Below are 21,744 nucleotides of genomic sequence, written 5' to 3'. Positions count from 1 at the left end.
ACCCGGAACCGCCGGGCGCGGATTTTCACGTTGCCAGCGCCCAGATCAGCCAAGCGGCAAGGCAGACATTCGAAAGAACGAGCAGGGCAATCAGCTCGAACAAGCCGATCAGCGACCGGCTGAGACACCAGGCGATCAGCCCGAGCGAACCGAGCGACATCGCCAAAGGGATCACCGACCAGCCCATCAGCACCGCTGCCGGACTTCAGTTGACCCGACCGCCAGCGCGGTTCCATCGGCGGCGCGCAGCGTCGATGGCACCCAGCGACGCAAGATGGTTCCGGGCGGCAACCGCGTGCACGGCGTCTCGGCTTCGAACTCTGCTGCGGCCCTCACCTCGGGCGCGGCATGCAGGTCAGGCTTCGCGGCTTCCACCGCCGCCGATACCGGCTCGGTCGTGATCAGCAACGCTGCGAGAACGCTAATGCAACGCATACCGAGGTGCTCCTCGAGGAAATGTCCCGTTCTCTGCCCTCCGCATGGAGAGCACAAAGCGAGACACCGGAAAGGTGTCTCGAAGTGGACCGCTTAACATCGCATCCGCAGATCGATGAAAGTCTGGTCAGCAGGTCGAACAAGCGGTACTTCAGGGACGCGCACCGTGTGCTGACTCGGCAATCGAACGCTCGCACCGGAAACAGCTGGAGCCTCGGCGAGGATCGCCACCTGATCCACGACACTGAATGCGGCCGCCGGATAGCGCTCGTCCGACGCAGCCGCAATGCGGATGCCAGGGTCGAGCGGCATGGAGGCCGCCGCCGGCGCCACCATGGAAATGCAGGCGATCGCCGCCAGGGCAAGCAGTCCCAAACTTCGAAACATGCGCATGCTTTCTCCTTTTCCTCACTTCGAGCACGGGAGGGGCGGCCGCATTGGCCGGCCCCTCATCGGAGCCGTATGTCGCTCCAAATCTTTTCAGCTCATCCAGGAGCTGCGGCGAACCCGCCGGCGTGGGCCGGCAGCTGGCTTCGGCTTCGCGACGACTGGTGCTGGCCGAGCTGCATCGCCCGCCTCGTCCTCCGGAGCTGCTGAAGCGCCGGCTCCGATCTTCACCGCATAGGTGTTCTTTTCGAGCGGCGCCGCCCACATCGGCGGCCGCGACCAGGTGATGGTCTCCGCCTTGAGCACGATCGCCAGCGCCTTGCCGTAGACAGCGAGGTCGAGCGACTCGTTACGCAGACCGCTCTTCCGCTCCCGCCAGCCCTCGTCGGTCCTGACCTCGGCGCAGAATTCCTCGAAAGCCGAGGTCGGAAGGCTTTCCGGCAGGTGATACTTGCCCGGCCCCGCTTCCTTGCGGGTCAGCGACATGATCACCTCGTCCTTGAGCGGATCGGTGCCCGTCTCGATCAGCATCAGATCCGAACGGCGGCGCTTTTTGGTGCCCTGCACCTTCTCCGGCGCCTTGTAGACGGCGCGATCGCGCTCCGTCCCGCCGCGGCCGCGCTGGATGAAGCAGCGCCCGGAATTGCCCGCCTTTCGCTGGTGGCGCCACCAGTGATAGGCGTGATCGGTCGTGCCCTTGGCGCCGTGCAGGTCGACGACGATCGCACGCGGCAGCAGCGCGTAGCCGGATCTGGCCACCGGATAGGCCTTGTCGAGCAGCGCAGATAGCGCCGACCAGTCCTCGTAATAGCGCGGCGGATCGATCGACCGCTCCCCCGCACCCGGTGCGCCCGCGGGCGGCTCATGGATGTCGAAGCGGTCGATCAGCCACCGCTCCAGACCCGGCCCCCAGGAATCGACCTGGACGACGAAGCGGTTCGGCTGCACGTCCACCTGATAGGTGAGGAACCGCGTTTCCGCCGGCGCCATCTTCATCGGGTAAGGTTCCGACAACGCCTTCAGCGTCTCCGCCGACAGCGCGTCGCCGACCGAGCGGATCTGCGGCAGATAGGCCCGGCCCTGATCCTGAAAGACTGTCGTCTTCAGGTCCTTGTCGCTGCCCGTCTCCTCAAAGGTCTGCCGCGCCTGCTCGTTGACCCTGACCAGCTCCTGCCAGGTCTGCAACGCCGCCGCCGGACCCTCCATCCAGTAGGAGACGATATCCGTGTCGCGCACATCCGGGTCGTCGATCGGCACGGCGCTCTGACCGTCCGCCGTCTCGTGCAGCCAGAAACCGCCCCGGTTCAGCTCATCCTTGCGGTCCGGACTGATGCAGCAGCCGTTCGGGCAGACCATCTCGACGGTGCGCGCCGATTGGCCCGGTGTCGCCTTGCGCTCATAGTGCAGGCGCTCGAACATCGGCCGGAACGGATCACTGCAATGCGGACAGGTCCAGTAGAACGAGCCTCGCGTGCCCGTGTTGAAGATCGGCAGGATGCCGCCGTCGCAGGGCGGCGCCTCGTGCAGCGTCGATGGCTGCCAATTGTCGACCGTCACAACGAAGCCCGGCGAGGATTCGGCAATCACGATGCCTTGCGACCCCGAATGCTGGATGCGCTTCAACGCGAGCAGGAACGGCGAACCTTCGCCGCCGACATCGTCCGTCATGCGGTCGAGGTCCGTCAGCAGCACGTCGAAATATTCGTTCTGCGAGAAGTAGCCGATCACCGGCCAGCGGATCTGCAGGTTCATGTTCCCCGCGAACCGCTTCTCATGGATGTTGTCGGCGCCGCGGCCGGCAAGCTGCTTCTCCGCCAGCTTCCGGTTTTCCCGGATCATCGGCGCCAGCTTGCGCTCGGAGAACTGCTTGGCCGTGTCCTGCGTCGAGCAGACCACCAGCATGTCGCGTGGATTGCAGTCGATCCGATGGCCGATCGTATTGAGGATCAGGCTTTCCGACTTCGCAGTTCGTGCCGGCCCAGCGAACGCGACCGCTCGATAGCGCCTCGAGGTCGCCATCCGCGACGGCTCGGTCATGTACGGCGCGAAATCGTTGCTCCAGTCTCTGACGCCGCCCGCTGTCGAAAGCTTGCGCGACTCCGCCCAGGTCGGAACATCGATACGGCGAGCCGGGTTCAGCACCGACAGCGCTGGCCCGGCGGCGTGATCCCATGGATCCGCGAAAGCCGGCGGCGGAACCGGCGGAAGGAACCGCTCCCAGGCCTGCGCCTCACGCATCGAACAGGTCGCGCCTTTCGGAAACGCCCTCGCGCACCGGCCTCTCGCGCCAGAAGCGGTCGATCGCCCCGCGCACGTCCGCGACGACGTCGTCGCAGGCGTCGATCAGCTCCTGCACCACCTTCGGCTCGAGCGCGTTCTTGCGCTCGATCAGGTCAGGAGCCGCGTTCATCCGATCGCGGATAATGCCGTAGACGAGCTCGAAGGTTTCGTGCACATCGTCGCGCCGCATGAGCTGGTTGCGCTCGCGCTGGAAGCGTTCCTGCTCGATCTGCGCTGCAAGGATCTCACGCCGCGTCTTCGGGTCGAGCGCCTCCATGGAGTTGCCCGATGTCCCCCCGACCAGCGCCAGGCGCATCGCTGCCTGGGCACGGCGCACTTTCTCCGTCCGGCTGTCTTCTTCTGCCCGTTGCGCCTGGCGCCACGCCCAGCATGCCGAGAGCTGCAATTCGTAAGCCTTGCCGGCGCCGCCTTCTTGCAGCATCGGCATACCCTTCGACAGCCAAGACGAGACCGTGTTGAGCGACACCTGCAGCGTCTCGGCCAGCTCTTCACGCGACATGACGCAGTCCTCCACCCCTTCGGGCAAGGGATGGCGTTCGCACAGCGCTTGGATCTCGCTTTCGGTCAGCTCGCTCATGAACAACAACAGAAGAACAACAACAAGGAGATCACCCACCCAGCGGTGAGCACTCACAGTCCAAAAGCCCGCGCTGCCGCCTCACCCGCTTTCATTCGGAAAGTGGGAAGGACCCGCGGCATGGGGTGGGGTCGGTCGGGGCCGAGGGGGTGCGGGCACCTCGGGGGAATGAGGTGCCCGCTGGTATGGAGGTAAGCAAAGCTTGCGCACTGGCTCTGAATCGGTGCCTCGGTGGTCGAGGCGGTCAGGGCGGGGTCTGCCCGGCATACCGACGCGGAAGTTTCCTTCCCTTGAGGCCCGATCTTGTGGGCGTCTCCGAGGCTCTCGCCTCACGTTTGCTCAGGATCAGCAGTTCATCCGGTGCGGATGGACTCACAATTTCACGAGAAGCGCAAGAGGGGTCGGCACGAACACAGCCTTGCCGGCGATCTCGAACTTGACCACACCTTCGACCGGAACGGGCTTCTCACCACGGATCAGAACCATCTTCCGAACCTTGACCAAGCACCCGCGCAAGCCAGCGAACGGCCCCTCATCGAAGGTCGCCCAATCGTCCTTGCGGAACTCCTTCGCCAGCGCTGCCGACTCCTCCATCTCACCCAGCTTCGCCTTGAATCGACTCATGTCTTCGTCGTTCACGCAATGCGGCGTTTCGGTTCCACCGACGATTCCTTCGACATGGCGAACGCGTGCTAGGCCAGCGAATGCGGCAGGCGAAGGCGCGATCGAGACCATGACGTAGCCGGGCAATGCGGGCCTGTCGGCGCACTGCACAATCCGCCTGCGCACCAGCTTCTTGCCCCCGAGAATGAGCGGCAAATAAGCCACAATATTTTTTTCGCGCAGGGCATTTTCCACACCCTTCTCACGCCCGACCACCACCTGCAGCACGTACCAGCCCTTTTGGCCGGGCTGATTCGCGGATGCCATCGACAGCATATTGGCGTTGATCGTCCGCATGCGGTCGGCGAATCGCTCGACCTCGAGACCGATCGGCGTGCCCTCAAATATCCTACGCTGCATCGTCATTGCCCCTGCTCCTGGCTGAGAGATAGTCGGAAATCTGTTCGCGGTAGCGCTCCACGGCATCGGTGACACGAAGGACGAGATCGCCTTCGGCCTCGATCGGCGGGAAATAGACCCACTCGGGAAGCTTGCCGTCGTCGAGGAACGGCCAGCCGCGCAGCAGGTGGTCGACTCGCCATGCGTCGAAGAGCGCGCTGCTCGTCCGCATCTGCTGGAACGACCTTGCCGCCTCGTCGAGCGCAAGCGGGCAGATCCAGCCCTGCGCCTGGCGCGCCCTGTCGAGCATCGCGTTGACCGTCGGCCAGCCGCTGCGCCGCCGCTTCTCGGCAATCACGGCCGCGAGCGACGTCGCCCCCTGATCGATCTGCATCTGCTCGAACTTCGTCGGCGGCGTGATGATGCCCGTTGGCGGCAGCAGCAGTTCGGCGAGCCTGTATGCCGACCAGAGTTTGCCGAAGGGTCCGGCAAGCGTGCTCGTCGGCTTCGGCGCCTCGGCCGGATCCGGAACGTTCGACCAGAGCTTGCCGCGGAAATAGGTTTGCGGCGTCGGGACGTGATCCTTCCTCGCATCCTTGAGCATCTTCCGCCATCCGGGATAGCGTTCGACTGCGAGGCGGCGCTCCTCCACCGTCATCGCGTGCCACAGCTTGCGGGCCGGTTCCTTGCCCAGCGGCCCAAAGCCAGGCCAGTCCTTGATGAACTCCCAGAAAGCGGCGTCGACCTTTTTCGGATCTTCCGGCTCAAGCCGATCTTCATGAGCCTCGCGCGCACTCTCTCTCTCGATTACGGGTTCTTTTACGGGTTCCCTTACAGGGTTACTGTCCAGATTCTGGACACGGCTTTTGCCATTTTCTGGACTCGGCTCGGCCCCGTTTTCGGACACGGCCTCCTCGCCGCCGTGTCCAGTTTCTGGACACGGGAATTGCGCCTTCTTGCGGTCGAATTCCGGCTCGAACGGGAAGAAGTAGCGGGTGCGCTCCTGCTGCATCGAGCCCTTCTTGCGCCGTTGTTCGCGCACGATCAGCCCGAGCCGCTCCAGTTCCCCAAGATAGACGTTGAGCGTCGAGCGCGGCACCTCGCAATGCTCGGCGAGATAGTCCTGCGAGGGAAAGCAGCCGTTCTCGGGATTGAAGCAATCGCACAGATGCCAGAGGACCACCTTCAGCGCCGGCTTGATGCCCCGCTGCTTGATCGCCCAGTTGGTCGCGTCGTGGCTCATAGCACCTCACAAGAACAACGGTTGAACGGACCCGTCGGCATAGACGGTGTCCATGGGTGTGTCGGCGGTCGGCTCGTCTCCGTCCCATCCGTGCGGCCAGGTCCCGGACGCGATCAGTTCGCGGATCCGCGCCTCCTCCTCCGCATTGAGAATGTCGATCTCAGGCCGCGCGAGCGTCGCGGCGGCGGTGTTGATCTCTGCCTGAACGGAGAGGATTTCCGCGAGCGCCCACAAACGAGCATCGAAGGTGAGCGGCCCCATGCGCTGCGGATTTGCCGCGATGCCGCCGCCCTTGAGGCGCTCAACACCGGCTTTTCTAAGCCGGTTCTGCGGCTTGCGCAGTTCGCGATAAATCGGTTTCAGCCGCTTGAGGGGCGCCAGATAGGACCAGTGCGGAGAGGCAATGACCGCGTCGAGCGCCTTGTCCTTGCTCGCCAGCGGGCAGCCGTTGCAGCCGGTCCGGGCATTGACCTCTTCCGCCTCGTCGCCACCGTAGGCGTCGGCGATGGCAGTCGTCGACCAGCCGCCATATTCGGCCATCGGCGCATAGATCCGCAGCCAGTCCCAGACGTTGCAGACCCGCCAATGAAGGATCGGGGCCAGGGTGGCGATGCGGCCGCGAATGCCGCTCGCGTGCGGTAGGACCTCCTGATACCAGCCCTGCCCGCACTCGGCTCCGTCCTTGCCGCAGGACATCGCAATGCGGCCGTCGCGGATGGCGCTTTCGCCCTGCCGAACGCCGGTGATCATGAGGATGCTGCCGTCCAGCTCGTCGAGCCGATCGGCGAGCGCTTGCGTCATCGGATCGACCTTGATCTGGCGGGTGCACCAGCGGAGCGTGTTGTTATTCGGCGGCGGCACGCCACGGCCGAGGATGTAGACGAGGAAGCGCTTGTCGAGCGGCGCACGCACGACCTCGCAATTGACGCCTCGATCGGCCATCTGCCGCATGATTGCCTCAGCCGAGATCGCCAGCGGCAGCAGTTCCTGGCGGGTGTCGGCATAGAAGACGGACAGGGTTTTCGGGCGCTGCAGGCGGCCGGTGTCGAGCAGATGCAGGATCAGCGTCAATGTGGCCGTGCTGTCCTTGCCGCCGGACCAGGCAATGCCCCAGTGATCATGCGCCGGCCCGTAAGCCTGCATCGACTGCAGCGTGAGTTCGATCGCATCGTCATAGACGAGCCGTTTCGAGCCTTCGAAGAGCGTTGGCTGGGCAGGAGCGCTCGTCATCGTCCCGCCCTACAATGCGCATCATTATGCGCACGACTGCTTGACGTGAACCACAAAAGTGTGTATCTATATACACACAGAACGGGGCGGGACATGGAACGGAACAGCGGCAAGATCATCAAGAGACTGAGAAGCGAAGGCTTCGGGCTGGTTTCCGTTTCCGGTTCGCACCACAAACTCAGGAAGGGCGACAAGACTGTGATCGTCCCGCACCCGAAAAAGGACCTGCCGCTCGGCACGGCGCGCAGCATCGCGAAAATGGCGGGCTGGATCAGATAACCAGCCCCATCACCAAAGGAGACCCGACCATGCGGACCTATTACGCGATCGTCGAGAAGGATCCGGAGAGCGCCTTTGGCGTCACCTTTCCGGATCTGCCGACCGTCTTTTCCGCCGCCGACGAGGAGGAGAAGATCATTCCGAACGCGATCGAAGCGCTGCGCCTGTGGGCGGAGGACGAGGAGCTTCCGCGTCCCTCGCGGCTCGATGAGGTTCTTTCGATCGCCGAGGCGCGCGAACGTCTCGCCGCCGGCGCCTTCATCGTGCGCGTTCCGGTGATCGAGGACGACAGCCGCGTCGTGCGTGTCAATCTGACGATGGAGGCGGGCACGCTGAAGGCGATCGACGCGGCGGCCGAAAAGCGTGGCCTCACCCGCTCCGCCTTTCTGGCGAGCTGCGCCCGCAAGGAGATCGAGGGTACGGCCTGACATCTACGCCGCCTCCCTCTGCACTGCCAGCTGGTTGCAGTTGGCCGCAACCAGCGCCCGCGCGACCGGCGGACAAACACTGTTGCCCACGCAAGAGACCTGCACTTCCTTCGAGAACGGCACCCAGACTGGACCGCCGCTATGGCCGATACGCTTGTGATCGTAATAGCCATCGATCTGATAGTCCGGCGGAAACCCTTGCGCGTTATAGAGCTCGCGCGGCGTCAGCATGCGCATGCCGATATCGACAACGACGAAGGCAACGCCATCGACCTCGATGGTCACGAACTCGCGCGCGTCCCAGACGCCGTGCGCGCGGAGGAAGTCAGCCACCTGTCGCGCGCGTTCGGCCTGTGTCTCGGTAAAGGGCGGCACGTCGACAACGGCTTCGACATGACCAAAGCGATCTCGAACAGTCACGGTCCTGCAAGATTCATCGTGGCGACCGCCGTCCCCGGTCCCGTAGTACGACTGAAGATACGGCATAACCAATCGGCTTTTGCCCTGACCATCCGGCATGACGGTTGCCGCCGGCACCTGCATGCCATGCCCCGTCGACGTTCCGAAATCGCGGGCGATATAAGCCGACACGAGTTGCTGATGACTGCCGGTCTGGGTAATTGTTGAGGCCGCTTCGTCCATCGATCGGCCAGGATTGACGCCGCCTACGCGCCGGCTGTCGTTGTTCGCCTGTGCCATGAAAGCGCACATGACCGAATTCTGATCTTTTCGGCTCGCCGTGATCGCGTGGACCTGACCGTCAATCGGCCGGTTCGCGCCGCCCTGCTGGGCATAGGTAAGCACGGGCGAAATGAGCGCATGCCGGTTCTCGCACGGAATGACACGGATCGCCTCGTCGACGGGCGCCGACCGATCGAGACCGCCTTTCCCTTCGCCGTAGTAGGCCGACAGATGAGGAGCCACGATCGCATGCTTGACGCCACCCGCCACGACGGTGCCAAGCGGCTGTTCAAGGCTCATACAGCGCGGCGCTTGACCCGGCCGCTCCCCGTAGCCCGTCTGGACGAGAAACGGTCGCTTTGCGCGAAGCACGTATCTGTCGAAACCTCGGGCGACGCGAGCCTGAGAGGCATCGGCGAGGGGCCGAACAGCGCGAAGGCCATACTTCGCCCAAATCTCTTTCGACGTGTCGAAGATCGACGGGCAAGGCAGGCTCCAGTCGATGCAATCGGCAACGATCGGCCATGGCAGCTTACGGCCGGCGATCACGTCGGGATCATTCGGGCCACCATGCGTCGGTTCCGGCCAGACGATCTGCTGGCGGTCGAAACGCATGATGATGAACAGCCGTTTGCGGATCGTCGGCGCGCCATAATCGCGCCCGCGCAGCTCACGCATCTCGATCTTGGCGCCGAGGTTGCGCAGCTTCTTGCACCACTTCTGGAAGGTTTCGCCCTTACGGGCAGGGTCGGGCATCTCGCCGCGCGCCGTCTGGATCAGAGGACCGTAATCCTTGAACTCCTCAACGTTCTCCATGATGACGACGTCGATCTTTCCGCCGCTTTTCTGGATACGCTCGATCCAGCCTGGAATGATCCAGCACAGGTCGCGGATGTTGCGGGACACGGGCTTGCCGCCCTTGGCCTTAGAGAAGTGCTTGCAGTCCGGTGAGAACCAGGCGAGGCCGATGTGCTTGCCCTTGAGGTGATCGAGTGGGTCGACCTTGTAGACGTTCTCGGAGAGATGATGCGTCTCCGGATGGTTCGCCGCATGCAGCGCCAGAGCTTCCGGGTTATGGTTGATAGCGATATCAGGCGAGCGCCCGAGCGCCATTTCGATGCCGGTCGAGGCGCCGCCGCCTCCGGCGAAACTGTCGACGATGATCGGAGCGCCGAGGGATACTGATGCCATAATGGCGTCGGTGCTGGTCTCCGAGAACAGGTCTGTCCGGAACATCAATGATCCCTCGTCTCACGCCACTCGGCGAGCATCGGTTTTGTAAAGGAGCTGTTGTTCCCGACCGCCTCGGGCTTGTCGTCGATCCAGATATCCGGGTCCCAATGTTCGAAGTGATGGCAGAAGAACCGCTTGGCGACGCCGTTGCAGTAGATGACCGCAATGTCTCCCGTCCGGTCATCGATATTGTCGTGCGTGCGGTCTCTCGCCGTGACGATCCTGACCTCGTGCCCGAGGTCTCTTGCGAGCTTTACGAAGGACTGCCAGAAGGTCGGGTCCCTGGTGAAAGTGTCGTCGTAATCGAGGGCTATTCTCATTCCGCCGCCTCCGCTTGCTCCGCCGGCAGGTAATCCTTCCAGTCGACGCGGCGGATGATCGTCGAGCTGCCGTAGCCGCCGGCCTCGTCCTCTTCCCAGACGAACCAGGCGGTATTCATCCGGCTTTGCGCCTCCGGCCCGTCCCAGCCGTCGCGGTGCATCATCGGCAGGCGCCGCCTGAACACCCACACGCGCGCCGGCGGGTTTTCGTCCATGACGAAGTTGCGGTCGTCATCGTCGAAGCCGCAGAGGAAATTGAGGTTGAGCAGCAGCGCCATCTTGCGCGGCCGGTGGACCTTCAACGCATGCGCGACGAAGCGGTTGAGCAGCGCGCCATAGGGCGGATTGGTGACGATGTCCGGCCGCTCGGGCAGCGCTTCCGACGTCAGGAAGTCCTCGACCCGCTGCACTTCGCCGAAACGGTCGGCGGTGCCATAGTCGGCGAGATCGGCGAGGCTCACAGTATAGCCGGCATCCTCCAGCGGACGGCTGCTCGCGCCCCGGCCGCAGGAAGGATCCAGCACCATCGAGGAAAACTGTTCGAGCGCGATGAGCGTATGCATCCCCTCGATCGGCGTCTCATAGAGATTGTTGCCGCGCTCTTCCTTCGTCGCCGACGAGGTGCCGACGGCGGCGCGAAGGTTCGCACGCGAGGGTTCGAGGCCGACCGCAAGCCGCGCATGAATCGCCCGCTCGACGATGCCGGGGGCCTGCTCCTCCGCGGCCGCAAGCTTGCGCGCCTCGAAGATCTCCTTGCGGGAAAGGCCGACATCCTCGGCTGTTAACCCGTTTCCGCCTGAAACGGGTTTCGGGCGTCCACCCTTGGAGACGAGACCTGCGGCGTGCGCCGCATCCCACTCGCGCGAGATCCGGATCTTGGCGCGTGTCTCGATCAGCAGCGCGTCGCCCTGCAGCTGCCGCGCCTTGCCGACCAGTTTTTCGGCCGCCTTGAAGCGCTCGCCCCATTGCGACGCCACCTTCGCTTGGTCGTAGGCGGCGGATGCGAGCATACGCGCGGCGATCACATCGCCGTCGTCGAGCAGCTTGCGCGCCCGCTCGACCGTCGCCAGCAGATCGGAGGCGTCATAACGGGGGATGACGACCTCGGTCGCATCAACGGGCGCAGGGAGGCGAGCGGCGCCCGTTTCCGGCGCGCCGGGTCCGCCCTCGCCTCCCTCGCCTGTCGGCGCCGTTTCGGCCGCCGCGTCCGGGTCATGCCAGAGAAAGCCGTCCTTTTTGTCGCGGCGGATCAAACCGCGTTCATTCAACCTGATCGCGGCCCGCTGCTCGGATTGCGTATCGCAGCGGTAGCTTCCGTGCGTCTTGACGAGATCGAGCACGCGCGACTGGTTGGTGGCGTAGACGTTGTTGCTCGCCATCACTCGACCCTCATCAGACGGTCGAGATAGGCCGCGCCCGCCTCGGTCAGGCGCACCAGGTCGTCGTTCCTTGGATCTGCGACGACAAAGCCGCCACACAGCGCCCGGTCGAGCTGCTCGCGGTCGGCATTCAGCGCGATCCGGTAGGGTCCGCCGGCGTCACGCACCCGGCGCAGGAAATTGACGCCGCGCGGGCCGATCGGGCCGCCGTCGGCGACCTTGGTCACCGCGATCCGCGTCAGCGATCGCGATTTTTTGGCATAGACGTTCACGCTGGCTTCCCCCTGCTGAATTCGTGCCGGTTCGCCAGGCTGTAGCCCTGCCCCCAGACCGTACGGATATCGACGCCGTAGCCCGCGAGCTTCTTGCGCATCTTGCAGATGAACACGTCGACGATCTTTATTTCTGGCTCCACGTCGGGCCGGTCGCTGTAGAGCGCCAGCATGACGGATTGCTTCGTCGCGATGTCGCGGCTGACGAGATGCGCGAAAACGCGCGCTTCGCTGCCCGTCAGGCGGTATTCGACCGGAATGGAAACGGTGCTTGGTGCCAACACCTCTTCGAGCTGCCGCAGCCGTTCGCGCAGCATCTCGATCTCCCGCTGCTGTGCTGTGATCAGCCCATCCATCAGCGCGCCTTCCGCCGGTTCATGTAGATGACCGACGCGAGCGCCCGCCACACCGGCATTTTCCGCTCCGCGGCGAAGCGTTGCGCTTCCTGTTCCAGCGTGGAGAGGCGAGCGGAGATCAGCAGCGAGATCCGCTCGGGTTCGATTTCGCCGGCATATTCCTTGGCGAATAGCAGATGCTCGACGGCCCGGATCAAGGCGGCCGATACCGGGGCTGCCCCCCCTTTGACGCAGACTTCGAGAACCCTGCGCGCCCCGGCCGCATGCCGACGGCTGACCACGGCCGAAATCGTGCTGATCGCCATCGTTTCGCCTGGCTTGAACCGGGCGAAGGGCGGCGGGTTCTTCAGGATCGTCAGCCCGGCCCGCTCGCAGACCTGCGCGATCGTCAGCGCATCCTCGTCGCCGGCCGCGACCATCGCGGTGTGAAGCTGTGTCGCCGTCACCTGGATACGGTCGCGGTTGTGACGGACGAAGGCCTGTGCTCTCAGCTCGTGCCGGCCGGTCTCGACCACCATGATCGGCATGCGCGTGATGCCGCCATGGGTAACCGCGGCAATCGCGGTGTGCTGCCCATCGAGAACCGCGAGGCAGCCATCGACTTCAGTCACGACCGGCGGCTTGAATGCCGCCCAATCCCACTCAGTCACGATCTTCCGGATGAGCCGGACCGAGCGATCGGAAAGCCCGCGCTGGTAACGCTCGTCGACCCAAAGGTCGCGCGGGTCGACGAGCCGCACTTCCGGTGGCAGGGATTTAATTTCCGCCGGCTTCACATCGGGGAATTGCAGCGCTTCGATCGCTCTCACGGCCTAACGTCCTTCCGATTGCTGGTGGTTGAAAAAAGCTCTCCCGGCATTCGCGCCGGGAGAGTTTGCGGCCCGCCTGGGAGGAGGAGCGCGGGACCGCCCCGGGTGGAAATTTCGGAAAATTCCGAAGGCCGAAGCCCTAAAAAAACCGGAGGCGCCCTAGGGCGCCTTCCGGTCCAGTTCAGGTGCGATCAAGAGTGCCAGCCAGTACGCGAAACGCAGCAACAAACGGCCGAAACCGATCCGCATCCGGGCGCTTAAGCAAGGCGTCAGCTCTGCGGATGAGTTCCTCGACCGCTTGAAGTTCGTCTGCGCCATACCTGACACCCGCCTTTTCCTCGACGACCCGCATTTCCTCGGAATCGATCGATACGCGCGGGTCGGCGTACCAAGCGTCTTTGGTCCGGGTGAACGACCACCCGAGGTCATGAGCCGCAAGGCGGATGCGGCTCTCGACATTCGCGGCCCTGCCAGGCGGGGAAATGATCTCCCGCAGGCACTTCTGAACGAATTTCAGGCTCCTAGACATTTCGGATTTCTCCGATTGATTTTCTGACATTTCCGAAACTCCATGGCGCATGATTGGACCATGGACGCCGGGAGAAACTGCCCGGCACCATCGGACCGGCTGCTACCGGCCCGATAGAGGTGCCCGCCGCCGCGCTCCGCCGGGCGCTGCGAACGGACAAGGGGAAAGAGAAAATGCGGGGATGCGCGCGGTCAGTGCTGCAGCATCCCCGCCAAGTGGCAAGGCTCCGACGATGGGAAGCGCCTTGCAGGAACATCGTCATTCGACGGCCTCCACCTTCGGCGCGCCGAAAAGCACTTCGGCCCGCGGTATCCCGGTGACAGCCTCGATCTGAACCGCCCGCTTCACCGTCAGGCTCTGTCCGCGCTCCCAGCGGCTCGCGGTCGACTTGTCGACCCCGAACAGCGCGCCGAATGCTTCGAGCGTCATGTCGTGTTTTTCGCGGTAGCGGGCGATGGCTGATTTGTTTTCCATGGCCCAAAATGTTGCGTAAGTCGCAACTTTTGTCAAGCAGGAGAGTTGTCGTGCGAACCAACGAAAGAGCTAGAGGAATTGGCTATAGTTGTTACATGAACAACATCAAAGAGATACGCGCTGTGGACAGCCTCGAACGGTTCCACTTCATTCCGGAATGGGCCAAGAAAAAACGAATGAAGCAGGCCGACATCGTCCGGTCGACCGGCGCCGACAAGGGCGTCGTCTCGCGCTGGTTCAATGAAGGCGTGGTGCCGAAAGACGAGTATCTCGTAAAGTTGGCAGTGATCTTCGGCACGGATATTTCCGGCCTTTTCCGTCACCCCGACGAGGAGCGGATCGCGCAACTCTTGCGCGGCCGCAGCGCGGCCGAGCGCCAGAAGGCGATCGAGATGCTTGAGCTGCTTTTCAAGGACAATGACCCGGCGGGCGTCCAGAACTTAAATCAAAGAGCCGTTTCCAGATAATCGAACGCGGCCTTCAGCATCGGCGCGACGATCCGATAGTCGCCATCGCGCTCCGCCTCTCTCGCCAGCCTCAGCGCCTCGAGTGCACCGGCATGCGAGACCGCAGGCCGCGCCCATCCCTGGATCACCAGGCGCGCCGGCCGATAGGTTGCCGCCGCCAACGCATCGGTCTCGTCGTCTTCTGCCGACTCCTCCCGCTTGAACACAGCCATGGCGCGGCGGAAGTCGCCTATCGCCTTAATCAGGGGGTCGATTTTTGCGGCTGCCGGTGGTCGACAGAACACTCCTCCCTCGAACTCAATTCCACGCGACCTGCCATGCTCCGCATCATTCATTTCTTTCCTCAGCCCCTGAAATGTTGAGCATCGGCCATTGGCGGACTGTCCGCCTGCAACCTGGCTCGTTCTGCCTGCATGCGTTCCCGGACCGACCGGACGACCTCGGCGTTCCGTGACGTCAAATTCAGCTTCGACGTCTGTTCCAGATATTCAGCTACATCCGCCGGCAGGCGGATGTTCATCCTGACCGTCTCATCCATTGCGATCTCCTTTACGATTTACCACACGCAAGGCATACGTGTGGCATCGGTGTGGCATACCCGCCAATCACATTTTGTGTCATTGGTGTGGCATGGCCAGAGAAGACCTTCATTTTCGTTTGCGTATCCCCGAAGACCTCAAGAACCGCATCGAGGACGCCGCCGCTTCCAACAAGCGATCGATTACGGCCGAGATGATCGATCGGCTGGAGACCAGTTTCCAACCCGTCCCGACCCAGATCCAGGCACTGATCACCGAGTTCACCCACCAGCTCATCGTCGCCCTCGACAAGCAGGACCCCAGGCGGAAATCCGGCCCGAAATCCGGCAAGCGCTGACGCGCCCCGCGCACACTCATCGTTGTCGCGGAAAGCCTGCATTTGCCCCTCGCTCATCCCTTCGAGCTAGTGAACTTCAAAATTGTGGGCCTGTCAAAGCAAACCCAGTGGTCGTAACTGAGCCCACACACGCCCCCGTACCTTTCTTGATTTCTTAGCAATTTGATTCTCTCGCGTGCAACATCTATGTTGCGTGATACGCAACTTTTTCGATTGACAGAGGTTGCGTAATGCGCAACATTTCAACGACCCCGAAACAGCTTTGAGGAGGTCGCCATGTAAACCGCAGCGCGACGAGCGCTCCGCCGCAAAACGTGTCTTCTGGTCCCTGGGCATGGACGGAAAAGGCCCGCAACAAACCTGAAGGATCACCGCCATGCTCGATGCGCTTGCCATCACCATCGCCGCCCTCGTCGTCGCGATCTTCCTTCGCGACATCTACCTCGTCTAACCCGGGAGCGAACCGATGAAGCAGCCCACACTCAAGAACAACACCGCCGAGACCGACATCCTGATCGGCTCGCGCATCCGTCATTTCCGCCAGACGCGCGGCATGTCGCAGGAGGCGCTTGCCGCAAAACTCGGCGTCACCTTCCAGCAGCAGCAGAAATACGAGAAGGGCGCAAACCGCGTCTCGGCCTCGGCGCTGATCCTGATCTGCAAGGCGCTAGCCATCACCCCGAACGACATTCTCGGCTCGTTCTTCGACGATGCGCCCTCCTCGATAGCCGGGCAGCTCGCCGAGGAGAATGTCGCGCTCAAGTCCACGCTCTCCGAAATCCGGCGCATCGCCGCCTGATCGCCTTCGGCGTCGGCCCCGGCATTGCCGCGCGGCCGAGTCCGAAAGCGATCCGCGCTTTCCATCAGCCACGAGGGGATTTTCATGACGAAGAAATTGCCAAAGAAGGCAAAGGCCGCCGTCAAGGCGATCGCCACCAGCGACGACGCGATCTTCGGATCCGTTCGCAAGGAGACCGAGGCGCCGTTGCCGCCGCTGTCGCTCCACAACAACCCGATCGTCCTCTTCCTCGGCGGCGCCGTCCTCGTCGGCGGTCTGCTGCTGATCTTCATCGTGACGGCCGCCGCCGAGCAGGCGCGCGCTTTCGAACGGCTCGCTACCACCGGCAGGCTCGATGCGGCCGCCGCCTTCGACATGGAGCGCTTCCAATGAAAACGCGGCTTTTCGGCTGGGACACCATCTTCGGCGTCGACGGCGAGCACGACACGCCCTATCTCACGCGCGCCTGGCTCGGGCGCCTGCGCCTCCACATCTTCCACCGAGGCGACGCCGATCCGGATCCGCACGATCACCCGTGGGATTTCTGGACCTTCCCGCTCGTCCCTTACGTCGAGGAGGTGACGCGCGAAAGCGTGCTCTTCCCCGGCCGTTACGTGATCCACCGCCAGGTCGTCAGCGCGTTGCGCTGGCATTTCCGCGAGGCGACGCACATGCACCGCGTCATCGGCCCGTTCGACGGCGCCTGGATCGACGAGAACGGCTTTCCCTATGTCACCGAAGGCGAGCCGCTCAGCGTCCATGACATGCCCGTCGCCGGCGAAGGCCGGATCGTCACGCTCGTCTGGCGCGGCAAGGGAGAGCGCAGATGGGGATTCCTGAAGCACCGCGGCGGCCGCTGGTGCTGGACCCACTGGAAGGAATACGTCTTCGCCGGCGGCAAGCACGCGCCGTGCGAACCGGAACAGGCGGCGGCCGACCATCGTCGAGCTGCGGCGGAGGCGCGCCTGATGTCATCGCCTATCACGATCTATCTCGACGATGCCACCGAGGCTCGCTTGCGCCGCGCGGCGCAAGAACTCGGCCGCGCCGTCGAGGAGCTGGCGAAAAGCGCCGTCTCCGAAACCGCCCTCGCCTATTTCCGCCACGCCCCGGAGACCGATCCGGGCCGTCGCTCAAACACGGAGGCAGCCGTCCAATGAAGAACCACGTCCGCAATCCGCGCCCGCCGGCGGGCCTTTCCACCTCGCCGGCGCTCCTGAAGGAGCCGGCCGTGCGCGAGGGCTTTCTCGCTGGCATGTCGATCCCGCGCCTGGCGCTCGCCTTCGGCGTCGTCGAGTTCGTCATGCGCGACTATGTCGCCGCCCGCCGTTGGGGCTGGAACGTTGCCGACCATCGCGGCATCCGCGAGGACGACCGCCGAACCGTCATCTTCACCAAAGCCGCGCGCGACACCGGCGGCTACGACATCCGCCCGATCTCCGTCCCGCGCGTCACCATGCACGTCAGGGCGATGGAGGTGCGGGCATGACGGGGCCGTCAGAAACATTCGACCTCCCGCCCGAGCTGCGCGCCCGAGCCAACGAAATCACCGGCAAATACCGGATGGCTCTCGCCACGCAGATGGCCGAAGAGCTTGTCGATGCCGGCGTTCCCATGGCTTTGGCCTTCCACATCACCGTCGGCGAGCTCGCCGTCGGCGCCGCACGCGTCGCCATGATGGCATGCGTGGGCTTGGAAAAGCGCGAACCGCGCCGCGATCTTTGGATCAAGCGTGCCGAGGAGAACTTTGACGAGGCACGGGAATGGTTCGCCAAGCTCGAGGCGGAGGGGCGGATATGACGGAATATCACACGCTTCGCGGCGCCGAACGCTCGGCAGTGGGGGTGAAGGAACTGCAGTGGCAGACAGCCGCAAGTGATTATTTGCGCGCCGGCACGCCGTTTGGTGCTTATGCGATCACTGCGTTTAGCGGCATCGACGAGCCGTTCAGGCTTCAGGGCCTACGAATGGACACCAGCTATCATGCAACCCTCGACGAAGCCAAAGCCGCCGCGCATAGGGATTATGAATCCCGCGTCAGATCGGCTCTCGTTCTGGAGACGGGAGAGGCGCAGCGGGACAGGATCGATGATTTGATTGAGCGCCTTCTCGACGCGCAGCAGGACATCAATTTCGCTGCTAACTGCCACATGGATCAATCGCTGTGCGATGCGTCGGCGCTAATCGATGAGGTGGAAGCATTCCTTCTTCTCATTCGTTCCTCCCCTCCATCCCTGCCAGCGCCCGACGATCTGGCCGACATGGCGACTGTCGGCAACTCGCTGATGAACGCAATCGACACATACACGAAGGCACCGAGCCTGATCGAGGACTGGTTGCCGGCCGATGATCCGGCCGAGATCGTCGGCGATCTCTACAATCGCTTCGAGGAATCCATCAACTGCCACAAGGCGGACCTCGATCGTCTCAAGGCGGCCGAGGAAAAGCTCCAGAAAGCAGGCGAGGCCATCGCCTATCTGCTCAATCGCTCCCAGCGCGACGACAAGCTCTACTACCAGATCGGCTTTGGCACCGAGGCTTTCCGCCTCCTTACCGGCGCACACGCCGCCCTGACAAGCGACGACGTGAAGGCGGTCGAAAAGAGGTACGGCGCATGACCAGCAATCCGCGTGTGAACCGCTATCTCAAAGACAAGGCGATGGATCACATCGACCACGCACTCGGCCGCCCCGTCGACCCGCTCGGCGAGACATATCGCAACCATTTCGCGACTGACGGCGAACAAGCCCGACAGTTCGCCGCATCTCCGAACTGGGAAAAGGTCGGGCAGCGCGATGACATGGCATTCTTTGCCGTGACCGACATCGGCAAGTGGGCCTTGAAAGATCACCTCGAGGCGATCGGCGATCCGTGGGCGCCATACGCCGTCACGTGGGAAGGTCACACCGTCGTCATCGCTGCGAAGTCGCTCGGCAATGCGAAATACAGCACGTACCTCGATGTCAAAGACAGCTATTCCGAATTGCGGTTCGTGGATTTCGTGCGCGAGGCCGAGGTGCGGAGGGTCGCAGCGCGAGCTTCGACGAAGGAGGCGCGCTATGCCTGACGCCCGCAACATCCTTGAGGACAGTTTCAAGAAGCTGATCGACCAGCTCGATGGAGACGGCGATTTCGACGAGGACGGCGTTGCCGACCTCCGCTGCATCTTCTTCGCCGGCGCCCAGTCGGTTCTGACATTGATCGATGCGGCAAAGACCGACGAAGAGGCGGCGGCCGCGATCGAGGCGATCGACCGCGAGATCGACGCTCACATCGCTGAATTCGGTCCCCAAGCCCCGGAGACGCTGCAGTGAAGGTCTCCGCCAAACCCTTTTGTGACATGTCGATCGACGAGCTGGAGGCGGAGCACACCCGGCTCGACGCCCAGATCCGCCGCGCGCCCGCCTGGAGCGCGCATCTCGCCGCAATGGATGTATTCCGCAGCGACTGCAAGCACTGGCTCCACCGTCGCCGCGCCGAAGCTCAGGAGGAAGCCCATGGTTGACGCCCGCGCCCAGCTCGAAGAGGCAAACGCCGCCATCACCACCGCCGCGCTGTTGCTTGGCACCAGCCGCGAGACCTTCGAACAGTTCATGCGCGAATCCGAACGCATGGACAGCGTCGGCGCCATCCTCGATCCGACGCTGTTCATGTCGTCGGAGCGCCGTGCGACCGAGGCGCTGCTGAAGCCGCTCTATCGCGCCGCGCTCGATTTCCTCAACACCCATGACCGCGCGATCGGCGAAGCCCGCGCGGCGCTCAACAAGGTGAACTCATGAGCCAAAAAAAGCGCCACTTCGGCTACTTCCCCGCGCGGCTTCTCTGGGCCATCGAGCCCATTGTGCAGCACCACCGCAACACCGAGATGGTGCGCATGCTCGACGGCAATGTATTCCTCGCTCCGTCCCCGTCCGGCGGCGCGCTGCTCGGCGCCGTTCACGGCCACGCCATGGCGGTATTCCATGCACCCGACGCCTATTGCAGCGGTCCGATGACGCTTGACGTTCCGGACGCGGCCTTTGCCGCCGCCGAGCCACCGGAGCCGGTGTGCTTCAATTATTGCGGCAGCCACTACCATGCCGAAGTTCCGGAATGGATGCAGCCCGGCACCTGCTTCGTGCATGACGCCGGCATCTTCATCCAGCCGAAGATGCGCCACCCGCAATGGGCAGGCGAAGACAACGAGTTTCAGCCTTGTCTTTTCCAGCGAACGTCCAGCGTCGGCACACACACGATCGGCGCCGACTTCCGCCTGAAAGAGGGATCCCCGATCGACTGGAGAAAGGCGCTGGCACTTGCCGTCAGCGACACCACGGCGCCGGAAGGAGACTTCCTGGCCTTCAGCCCTCAGCTCGTCAACCTGTTCTCGCGCATCGAGGATATGTGCTGGAACGAAAGCCCCGAAGACCGGCCGCGCACCTTCCACCGCGCAACCGGGAACGGCGGTAAACCCGGAGCCATCGTCCTGACGATCGAAGGCCGGCCTGATTTCGTCGGTCTCTACATGCCGATGAAAATGACTGAGCCACAACCGGTCTCCTGGAGCTTTCTGCGCAAGGAGAAGCTCAATGGCTGACGGCACCAAGATCGAATGGACGGACGCCACCTGGAACCCGATCACCGGCTGCGCCGTCGTCTCCCCCGGCTGCACGAATTGCTACGCAATGAAGCTCGCCGGCACGCGGCTCAAGAACCATACCAGCCGCAAGGGCCTGACGAAGGACACCAAAGCCGGCCCGGTCTGGACTGGTGAGGTGCGGTTTAACCGCGAATGGCTCGACCAGCCACTGCGCTGGACGAAGCCGCGCATGATCTTCGTCTGCGCCCATGGCGACCTTTTCGCCGAGGGCGTGCCTGACGAATGGATCGACCAGGTCTTTGCCGTCATGGCGCTTTCGCCCCAGCACACATTCCAGGTGCTGACGAAGCGGCCCGAGCGGATGCGGGATTATTTGAGCTCGACGGATACCTACCTGCGCATCCTCGGGGCAGCCGATCCCCTTCGGGCAGCACGCCCAGAACTCGGTGACGTCCCGATCTCCGACACGCGCCACATGAGCCACTGGCCGCATGTCTGGCTCGGCGTCTCGGTCGAGGATCAGAAGCGCGCCGACGAGCGCATCCCGATCCTGCTCGACACACCCGCCGCCGTCCGCTGGATCAGCGCCGAGCCGCTGCTCGGGCCGATCGATCTCAAAGGACTTCGTGAATTCAATCCCGAAGGAAAGCCTTGGGTCGACGCACTCAGCGGCGCTGTGACAAGCGGCGGCGTCCCCAGATCGCGCAGAGAATGCGGCATGAACGTTCGTACCTCTTGGGAGTTGCCGAAACTCGACTGGGTCGTCGCCGGCGGCGAGAGCGGCCCCGGCGCCCGGCCGATGCATCCCAATTGGGCACGCGAGCTACGCGACCAGTGTGCGGCCGTCGGCGTGCCGTTCCTGTTCAAGCAATGGGGAGAGTGGACCCCCGGAGAAAATGTTGAGCGTCAGCGTGGCGTCGTCGATACCGCCGAGTTCATCAATGACACCTGGCACTATGTCCGCGAGAACCTCGCCAACACCGACGGGCACATTGAGGACGAGCCGGACCTTTACCGCGTCGGCAAGAAGTTCGCCGGCCGCCTCCTCGACGGCATCGAGCACAACGGCTTCCCCGAGGTGCGGCGATGACCAGAGACGACGCACGCGG

General features: G+C 63.6%; 34 protein-coding genes. 16 read left to right on the top strand and 18 right to left on the bottom strand.

The genetic code is table 11. The annotated features are described in order from the left end of the window. Positions 1 to 25: 25 nt before the first annotated feature. The 8 genes from QN224_RS13175 to QN224_RS13140 all read right to left on the bottom strand — a co-directional run bounded on the left by QN224_RS13175 (position 26) and on the right by QN224_RS13140 (position 7,175). Positions 26 to 187, bottom strand: a complete 162-nt coding sequence (locus QN224_RS13175) for a hypothetical protein (protein WP_283977045.1) — start codon at positions 185 to 187, stop codon at positions 26 to 28. Then, positions 187 to 435, bottom strand: coding sequence for a hypothetical protein (locus QN224_RS13170; protein WP_283977044.1), 249 nt, complete (start codon positions 433 to 435; stop codon positions 187 to 189). The genes QN224_RS13175 and QN224_RS13170 overlap by 1 nt, the downstream gene beginning before the upstream one ends. A 93-nt stretch (positions 436 to 528) precedes the next feature. Then, positions 529 to 822, bottom strand: a complete 294-nt coding sequence (locus tag QN224_RS13165) for a hypothetical protein (protein WP_283977043.1) — start codon at positions 820 to 822, stop codon at positions 529 to 531. 93 nt (positions 823 to 915) lie between these two features. Next, the gene (locus QN224_RS13160) at positions 916 to 3,060 is read right to left on the bottom strand and encodes a terminase gpA endonuclease subunit (protein ID WP_283977042.1); all 2,145 of its coding nucleotides are present in this window, start codon (positions 3,058 to 3,060) and stop codon (positions 916 to 918) included. Beyond that, positions 3,053 to 3,700: a terminase small subunit gene (locus QN224_RS13155; protein WP_283977041.1), complete on the bottom strand. Its 648-nt coding sequence runs from the start codon at positions 3,698 to 3,700 to the stop codon at positions 3,053 to 3,055. The genes QN224_RS13160 and QN224_RS13155 overlap by 8 nt, the downstream gene beginning before the upstream one ends. 372 nt (positions 3,701 to 4,072) lie before the next feature. Further along, a complete protein-coding gene (locus tag QN224_RS13150) occupies positions 4,073 to 4,660 on the bottom strand; it encodes a transcription termination/antitermination protein NusG (protein ID WP_283977040.1) in 588 nt (195 codons plus the stop codon). Between the two features lie 52 nt (positions 4,661 to 4,712). Beyond that, complete coding sequence (locus QN224_RS13145) at positions 4,713 to 5,945, bottom strand: helix-turn-helix domain-containing protein (protein WP_283977039.1); 1,233 nt, start codon at positions 5,943 to 5,945, stop codon at positions 4,713 to 4,715. Positions 5,946 to 5,951: 6 nt separating this feature from the next. Next, on the bottom strand, positions 5,952 to 7,175 hold the full coding sequence (locus QN224_RS13140) for a phosphoadenosine phosphosulfate reductase family protein (RefSeq protein WP_283977038.1): 1,224 nt from the start codon (positions 7,173 to 7,175) through the stop codon (positions 5,952 to 5,954). 93 nt (positions 7,176 to 7,268) lie between these two features. Here QN224_RS13140 and QN224_RS13135 point away from each other — a divergent pair, with 93 nt between their 5' ends. Beyond that, positions 7,269 to 7,454: a type II toxin-antitoxin system HicA family toxin gene (locus tag QN224_RS13135; RefSeq protein WP_283977037.1), complete on the top strand. Its 186-nt coding sequence runs from the start codon at positions 7,269 to 7,271 to the stop codon at positions 7,452 to 7,454. A 29-nt stretch (positions 7,455 to 7,483) separates the two neighbouring features. Beyond that, on the top strand, positions 7,484 to 7,882 hold the full coding sequence (locus tag QN224_RS13130; RefSeq protein WP_283977036.1) for a type II toxin-antitoxin system HicB family antitoxin: 399 nt from the start codon (positions 7,484 to 7,486) through the stop codon (positions 7,880 to 7,882). A 3-nt stretch (positions 7,883 to 7,885) separates the two neighbouring features. Here the strand turns inward: QN224_RS13130 and QN224_RS13125 are convergent, their stop codons facing one another. The 8 genes from QN224_RS13125 to QN224_RS13090 all read right to left on the bottom strand — a co-directional run bounded on the left by QN224_RS13125 (position 7,886) and on the right by QN224_RS13090 (position 13,935). Next, entirely contained in the window at positions 7,886 to 9,799 is a 1,914-nt protein-coding gene (locus QN224_RS13125; protein WP_283977035.1) for a DNA cytosine methyltransferase, read from the bottom strand. Further along, positions 9,799 to 10,116, bottom strand: coding sequence for a hypothetical protein (locus QN224_RS13120; protein WP_283977034.1), 318 nt, complete (start codon positions 10,114 to 10,116; stop codon positions 9,799 to 9,801). The genes QN224_RS13125 and QN224_RS13120 overlap by 1 nt, the downstream gene beginning before the upstream one ends. After that, positions 10,113 to 11,495, bottom strand: coding sequence for an SAM-dependent methyltransferase (locus QN224_RS13115; RefSeq protein WP_283977033.1), 1,383 nt, complete (start codon positions 11,493 to 11,495; stop codon positions 10,113 to 10,115). The genes QN224_RS13120 and QN224_RS13115 overlap by 4 nt, the downstream gene beginning before the upstream one ends. Further along, a complete protein-coding gene (locus QN224_RS13110; protein WP_336621110.1) occupies positions 11,495 to 11,767 on the bottom strand; it encodes a hypothetical protein in 273 nt (90 codons plus the stop codon). Before QN224_RS13110 ends, QN224_RS13115 begins: the two co-directional genes overlap by 1 nt. Beyond that, positions 11,764 to 12,123: a helix-turn-helix domain-containing protein gene (locus QN224_RS13105; RefSeq protein ID WP_283977032.1), complete on the bottom strand. Its 360-nt coding sequence runs from the start codon at positions 12,121 to 12,123 to the stop codon at positions 11,764 to 11,766. The genes QN224_RS13110 and QN224_RS13105 overlap by 4 nt, the downstream gene beginning before the upstream one ends. Continuing rightward, a complete protein-coding gene (locus QN224_RS13100; RefSeq protein ID WP_283977031.1) occupies positions 12,123 to 12,932 on the bottom strand; it encodes a DUF6551 family protein in 810 nt (269 codons plus the stop codon). Before QN224_RS13100 ends, QN224_RS13105 begins: the two co-directional genes overlap by 1 nt. A 181-nt stretch (positions 12,933 to 13,113) precedes the next feature. After that, a complete protein-coding gene (locus QN224_RS13095; protein WP_283977030.1) occupies positions 13,114 to 13,461 on the bottom strand; it encodes a hypothetical protein in 348 nt (115 codons plus the stop codon). A gap of 258 nt (positions 13,462 to 13,719) precedes the next feature. Then, positions 13,720 to 13,935, bottom strand: a complete 216-nt coding sequence (locus tag QN224_RS13090; protein ID WP_283977029.1) for a helix-turn-helix transcriptional regulator — start codon at positions 13,933 to 13,935, stop codon at positions 13,720 to 13,722. Positions 13,936 to 14,030: 95 nt separating this feature from the next. On the opposite strand from QN224_RS13090, the gene QN224_RS13085 reads away from it, so the two are divergent. Beyond that, the gene (locus QN224_RS13085; protein ID WP_283977028.1) at positions 14,031 to 14,402 is read left to right on the top strand and encodes a helix-turn-helix transcriptional regulator; all 372 of its coding nucleotides are present in this window, start codon (positions 14,031 to 14,033) and stop codon (positions 14,400 to 14,402) included. Here the strand turns inward: QN224_RS13085 and QN224_RS13080 are convergent. Together QN224_RS13080 and QN224_RS13075 are read right to left on the bottom strand one after the other, a co-directional pair. Further along, entirely contained in the window at positions 14,381 to 14,686 is a 306-nt protein-coding gene (locus QN224_RS13080; protein WP_283977027.1) for a hypothetical protein, read from the bottom strand. The two genes, QN224_RS13085 and QN224_RS13080, sit on opposite strands and share 22 nt — an antisense overlap. Before the next feature lie 59 nt (positions 14,687 to 14,745). Further along, positions 14,746 to 14,940: a hypothetical protein gene (locus QN224_RS13075; protein ID WP_283977026.1), complete on the bottom strand. Its 195-nt coding sequence runs from the start codon at positions 14,938 to 14,940 to the stop codon at positions 14,746 to 14,748. Between the two features lie 92 nt (positions 14,941 to 15,032). Between QN224_RS13075 and QN224_RS13070 the strand changes: the two genes are divergently transcribed. The 13 genes from QN224_RS13070 (at position 15,033) to QN224_RS13010 (ending at position 21,725) form a co-directional block, all read left to right on the top strand. Continuing rightward, entirely contained in the window at positions 15,033 to 15,278 is a 246-nt protein-coding gene (locus QN224_RS13070) for an Arc family DNA-binding protein (RefSeq protein WP_283977025.1), read from the top strand. Positions 15,279 to 15,744: 466 nt separating this feature from the next. Next, positions 15,745 to 16,077 carry a helix-turn-helix transcriptional regulator gene (locus QN224_RS13065; protein WP_283977024.1) on the top strand — a complete coding sequence of 111 codons (333 nt, stop codon included), beginning with the start codon at positions 15,745 to 15,747 and terminating at the stop codon, positions 16,075 to 16,077. An 84-nt stretch (positions 16,078 to 16,161) separates the two neighbouring features. Then, the gene (locus QN224_RS13060; RefSeq protein WP_283977023.1) at positions 16,162 to 16,449 is read left to right on the top strand and encodes a hypothetical protein; all 288 of its coding nucleotides are present in this window, start codon (positions 16,162 to 16,164) and stop codon (positions 16,447 to 16,449) included. Continuing rightward, complete coding sequence (locus tag QN224_RS13055; protein WP_283977022.1) at positions 16,446 to 17,216, top strand: hypothetical protein; 771 nt, start codon at positions 16,446 to 16,448, stop codon at positions 17,214 to 17,216. The genes QN224_RS13060 and QN224_RS13055 overlap by 4 nt, the downstream gene beginning before the upstream one ends. Further along, on the top strand, positions 17,213 to 17,545 hold the full coding sequence (locus QN224_RS13050; RefSeq protein WP_283977021.1) for a hypothetical protein: 333 nt from the start codon (positions 17,213 to 17,215) through the stop codon (positions 17,543 to 17,545). Before QN224_RS13055 ends, QN224_RS13050 begins: the two co-directional genes overlap by 4 nt. After that, positions 17,542 to 17,856 (top strand): hypothetical protein, encoded by a 315-nt coding sequence (locus QN224_RS13045; protein ID WP_283977020.1) that lies wholly within the window; start codon positions 17,542 to 17,544, stop codon positions 17,854 to 17,856. Before QN224_RS13050 ends, QN224_RS13045 begins: the two co-directional genes overlap by 4 nt. Then, positions 17,853 to 18,674 carry a hypothetical protein gene (locus QN224_RS13040; protein WP_283977019.1) on the top strand — a complete coding sequence of 274 codons (822 nt, stop codon included), beginning with the start codon at positions 17,853 to 17,855 and terminating at the stop codon, positions 18,672 to 18,674. The genes QN224_RS13045 and QN224_RS13040 overlap by 4 nt, the downstream gene beginning before the upstream one ends. Then, the gene (locus QN224_RS13035) at positions 18,671 to 19,123 is read left to right on the top strand and encodes a hypothetical protein (protein ID WP_283977018.1); all 453 of its coding nucleotides are present in this window, start codon (positions 18,671 to 18,673) and stop codon (positions 19,121 to 19,123) included. The genes QN224_RS13040 and QN224_RS13035 overlap by 4 nt, the downstream gene beginning before the upstream one ends. Continuing rightward, entirely contained in the window at positions 19,116 to 19,370 is a 255-nt protein-coding gene (locus tag QN224_RS13030) for a hypothetical protein (protein ID WP_283977017.1), read from the top strand. Before QN224_RS13035 ends, QN224_RS13030 begins: the two co-directional genes overlap by 8 nt. Then, positions 19,367 to 19,561 (top strand): hypothetical protein, encoded by a 195-nt coding sequence (locus QN224_RS13025; protein ID WP_283977016.1) that lies wholly within the window; start codon positions 19,367 to 19,369, stop codon positions 19,559 to 19,561. Before QN224_RS13030 ends, QN224_RS13025 begins: the two co-directional genes overlap by 4 nt. Beyond that, on the top strand, positions 19,554 to 19,835 hold the full coding sequence (locus QN224_RS13020) for a hypothetical protein (RefSeq protein ID WP_283977015.1): 282 nt from the start codon (positions 19,554 to 19,556) through the stop codon (positions 19,833 to 19,835). Before QN224_RS13025 ends, QN224_RS13020 begins: the two co-directional genes overlap by 8 nt. Beyond that, positions 19,832 to 20,632 carry a hypothetical protein gene (locus QN224_RS13015; RefSeq protein WP_283977014.1) on the top strand — a complete coding sequence of 267 codons (801 nt, stop codon included), beginning with the start codon at positions 19,832 to 19,834 and terminating at the stop codon, positions 20,630 to 20,632. The genes QN224_RS13020 and QN224_RS13015 overlap by 4 nt, the downstream gene beginning before the upstream one ends. Then, complete coding sequence (locus QN224_RS13010; RefSeq protein WP_283977013.1) at positions 20,625 to 21,725, top strand: phage Gp37/Gp68 family protein; 1,101 nt, start codon at positions 20,625 to 20,627, stop codon at positions 21,723 to 21,725. The genes QN224_RS13015 and QN224_RS13010 overlap by 8 nt, the downstream gene beginning before the upstream one ends. The last annotated feature ends 19 nt before the right edge of the window (positions 21,726 to 21,744 follow it).

This window comes from Sinorhizobium sp. 7-81, assembly GCF_030124405.1.
In the GTDB taxonomy this organism is placed as follows: Bacteria; Pseudomonadota; Alphaproteobacteria; order Rhizobiales; family Rhizobiaceae; genus Sinorhizobium; species Sinorhizobium psoraleae.
Note: the sequence above shows the minus strand (reverse complement) of the source record. Positions and strands in the feature narration are given on the sequence as shown.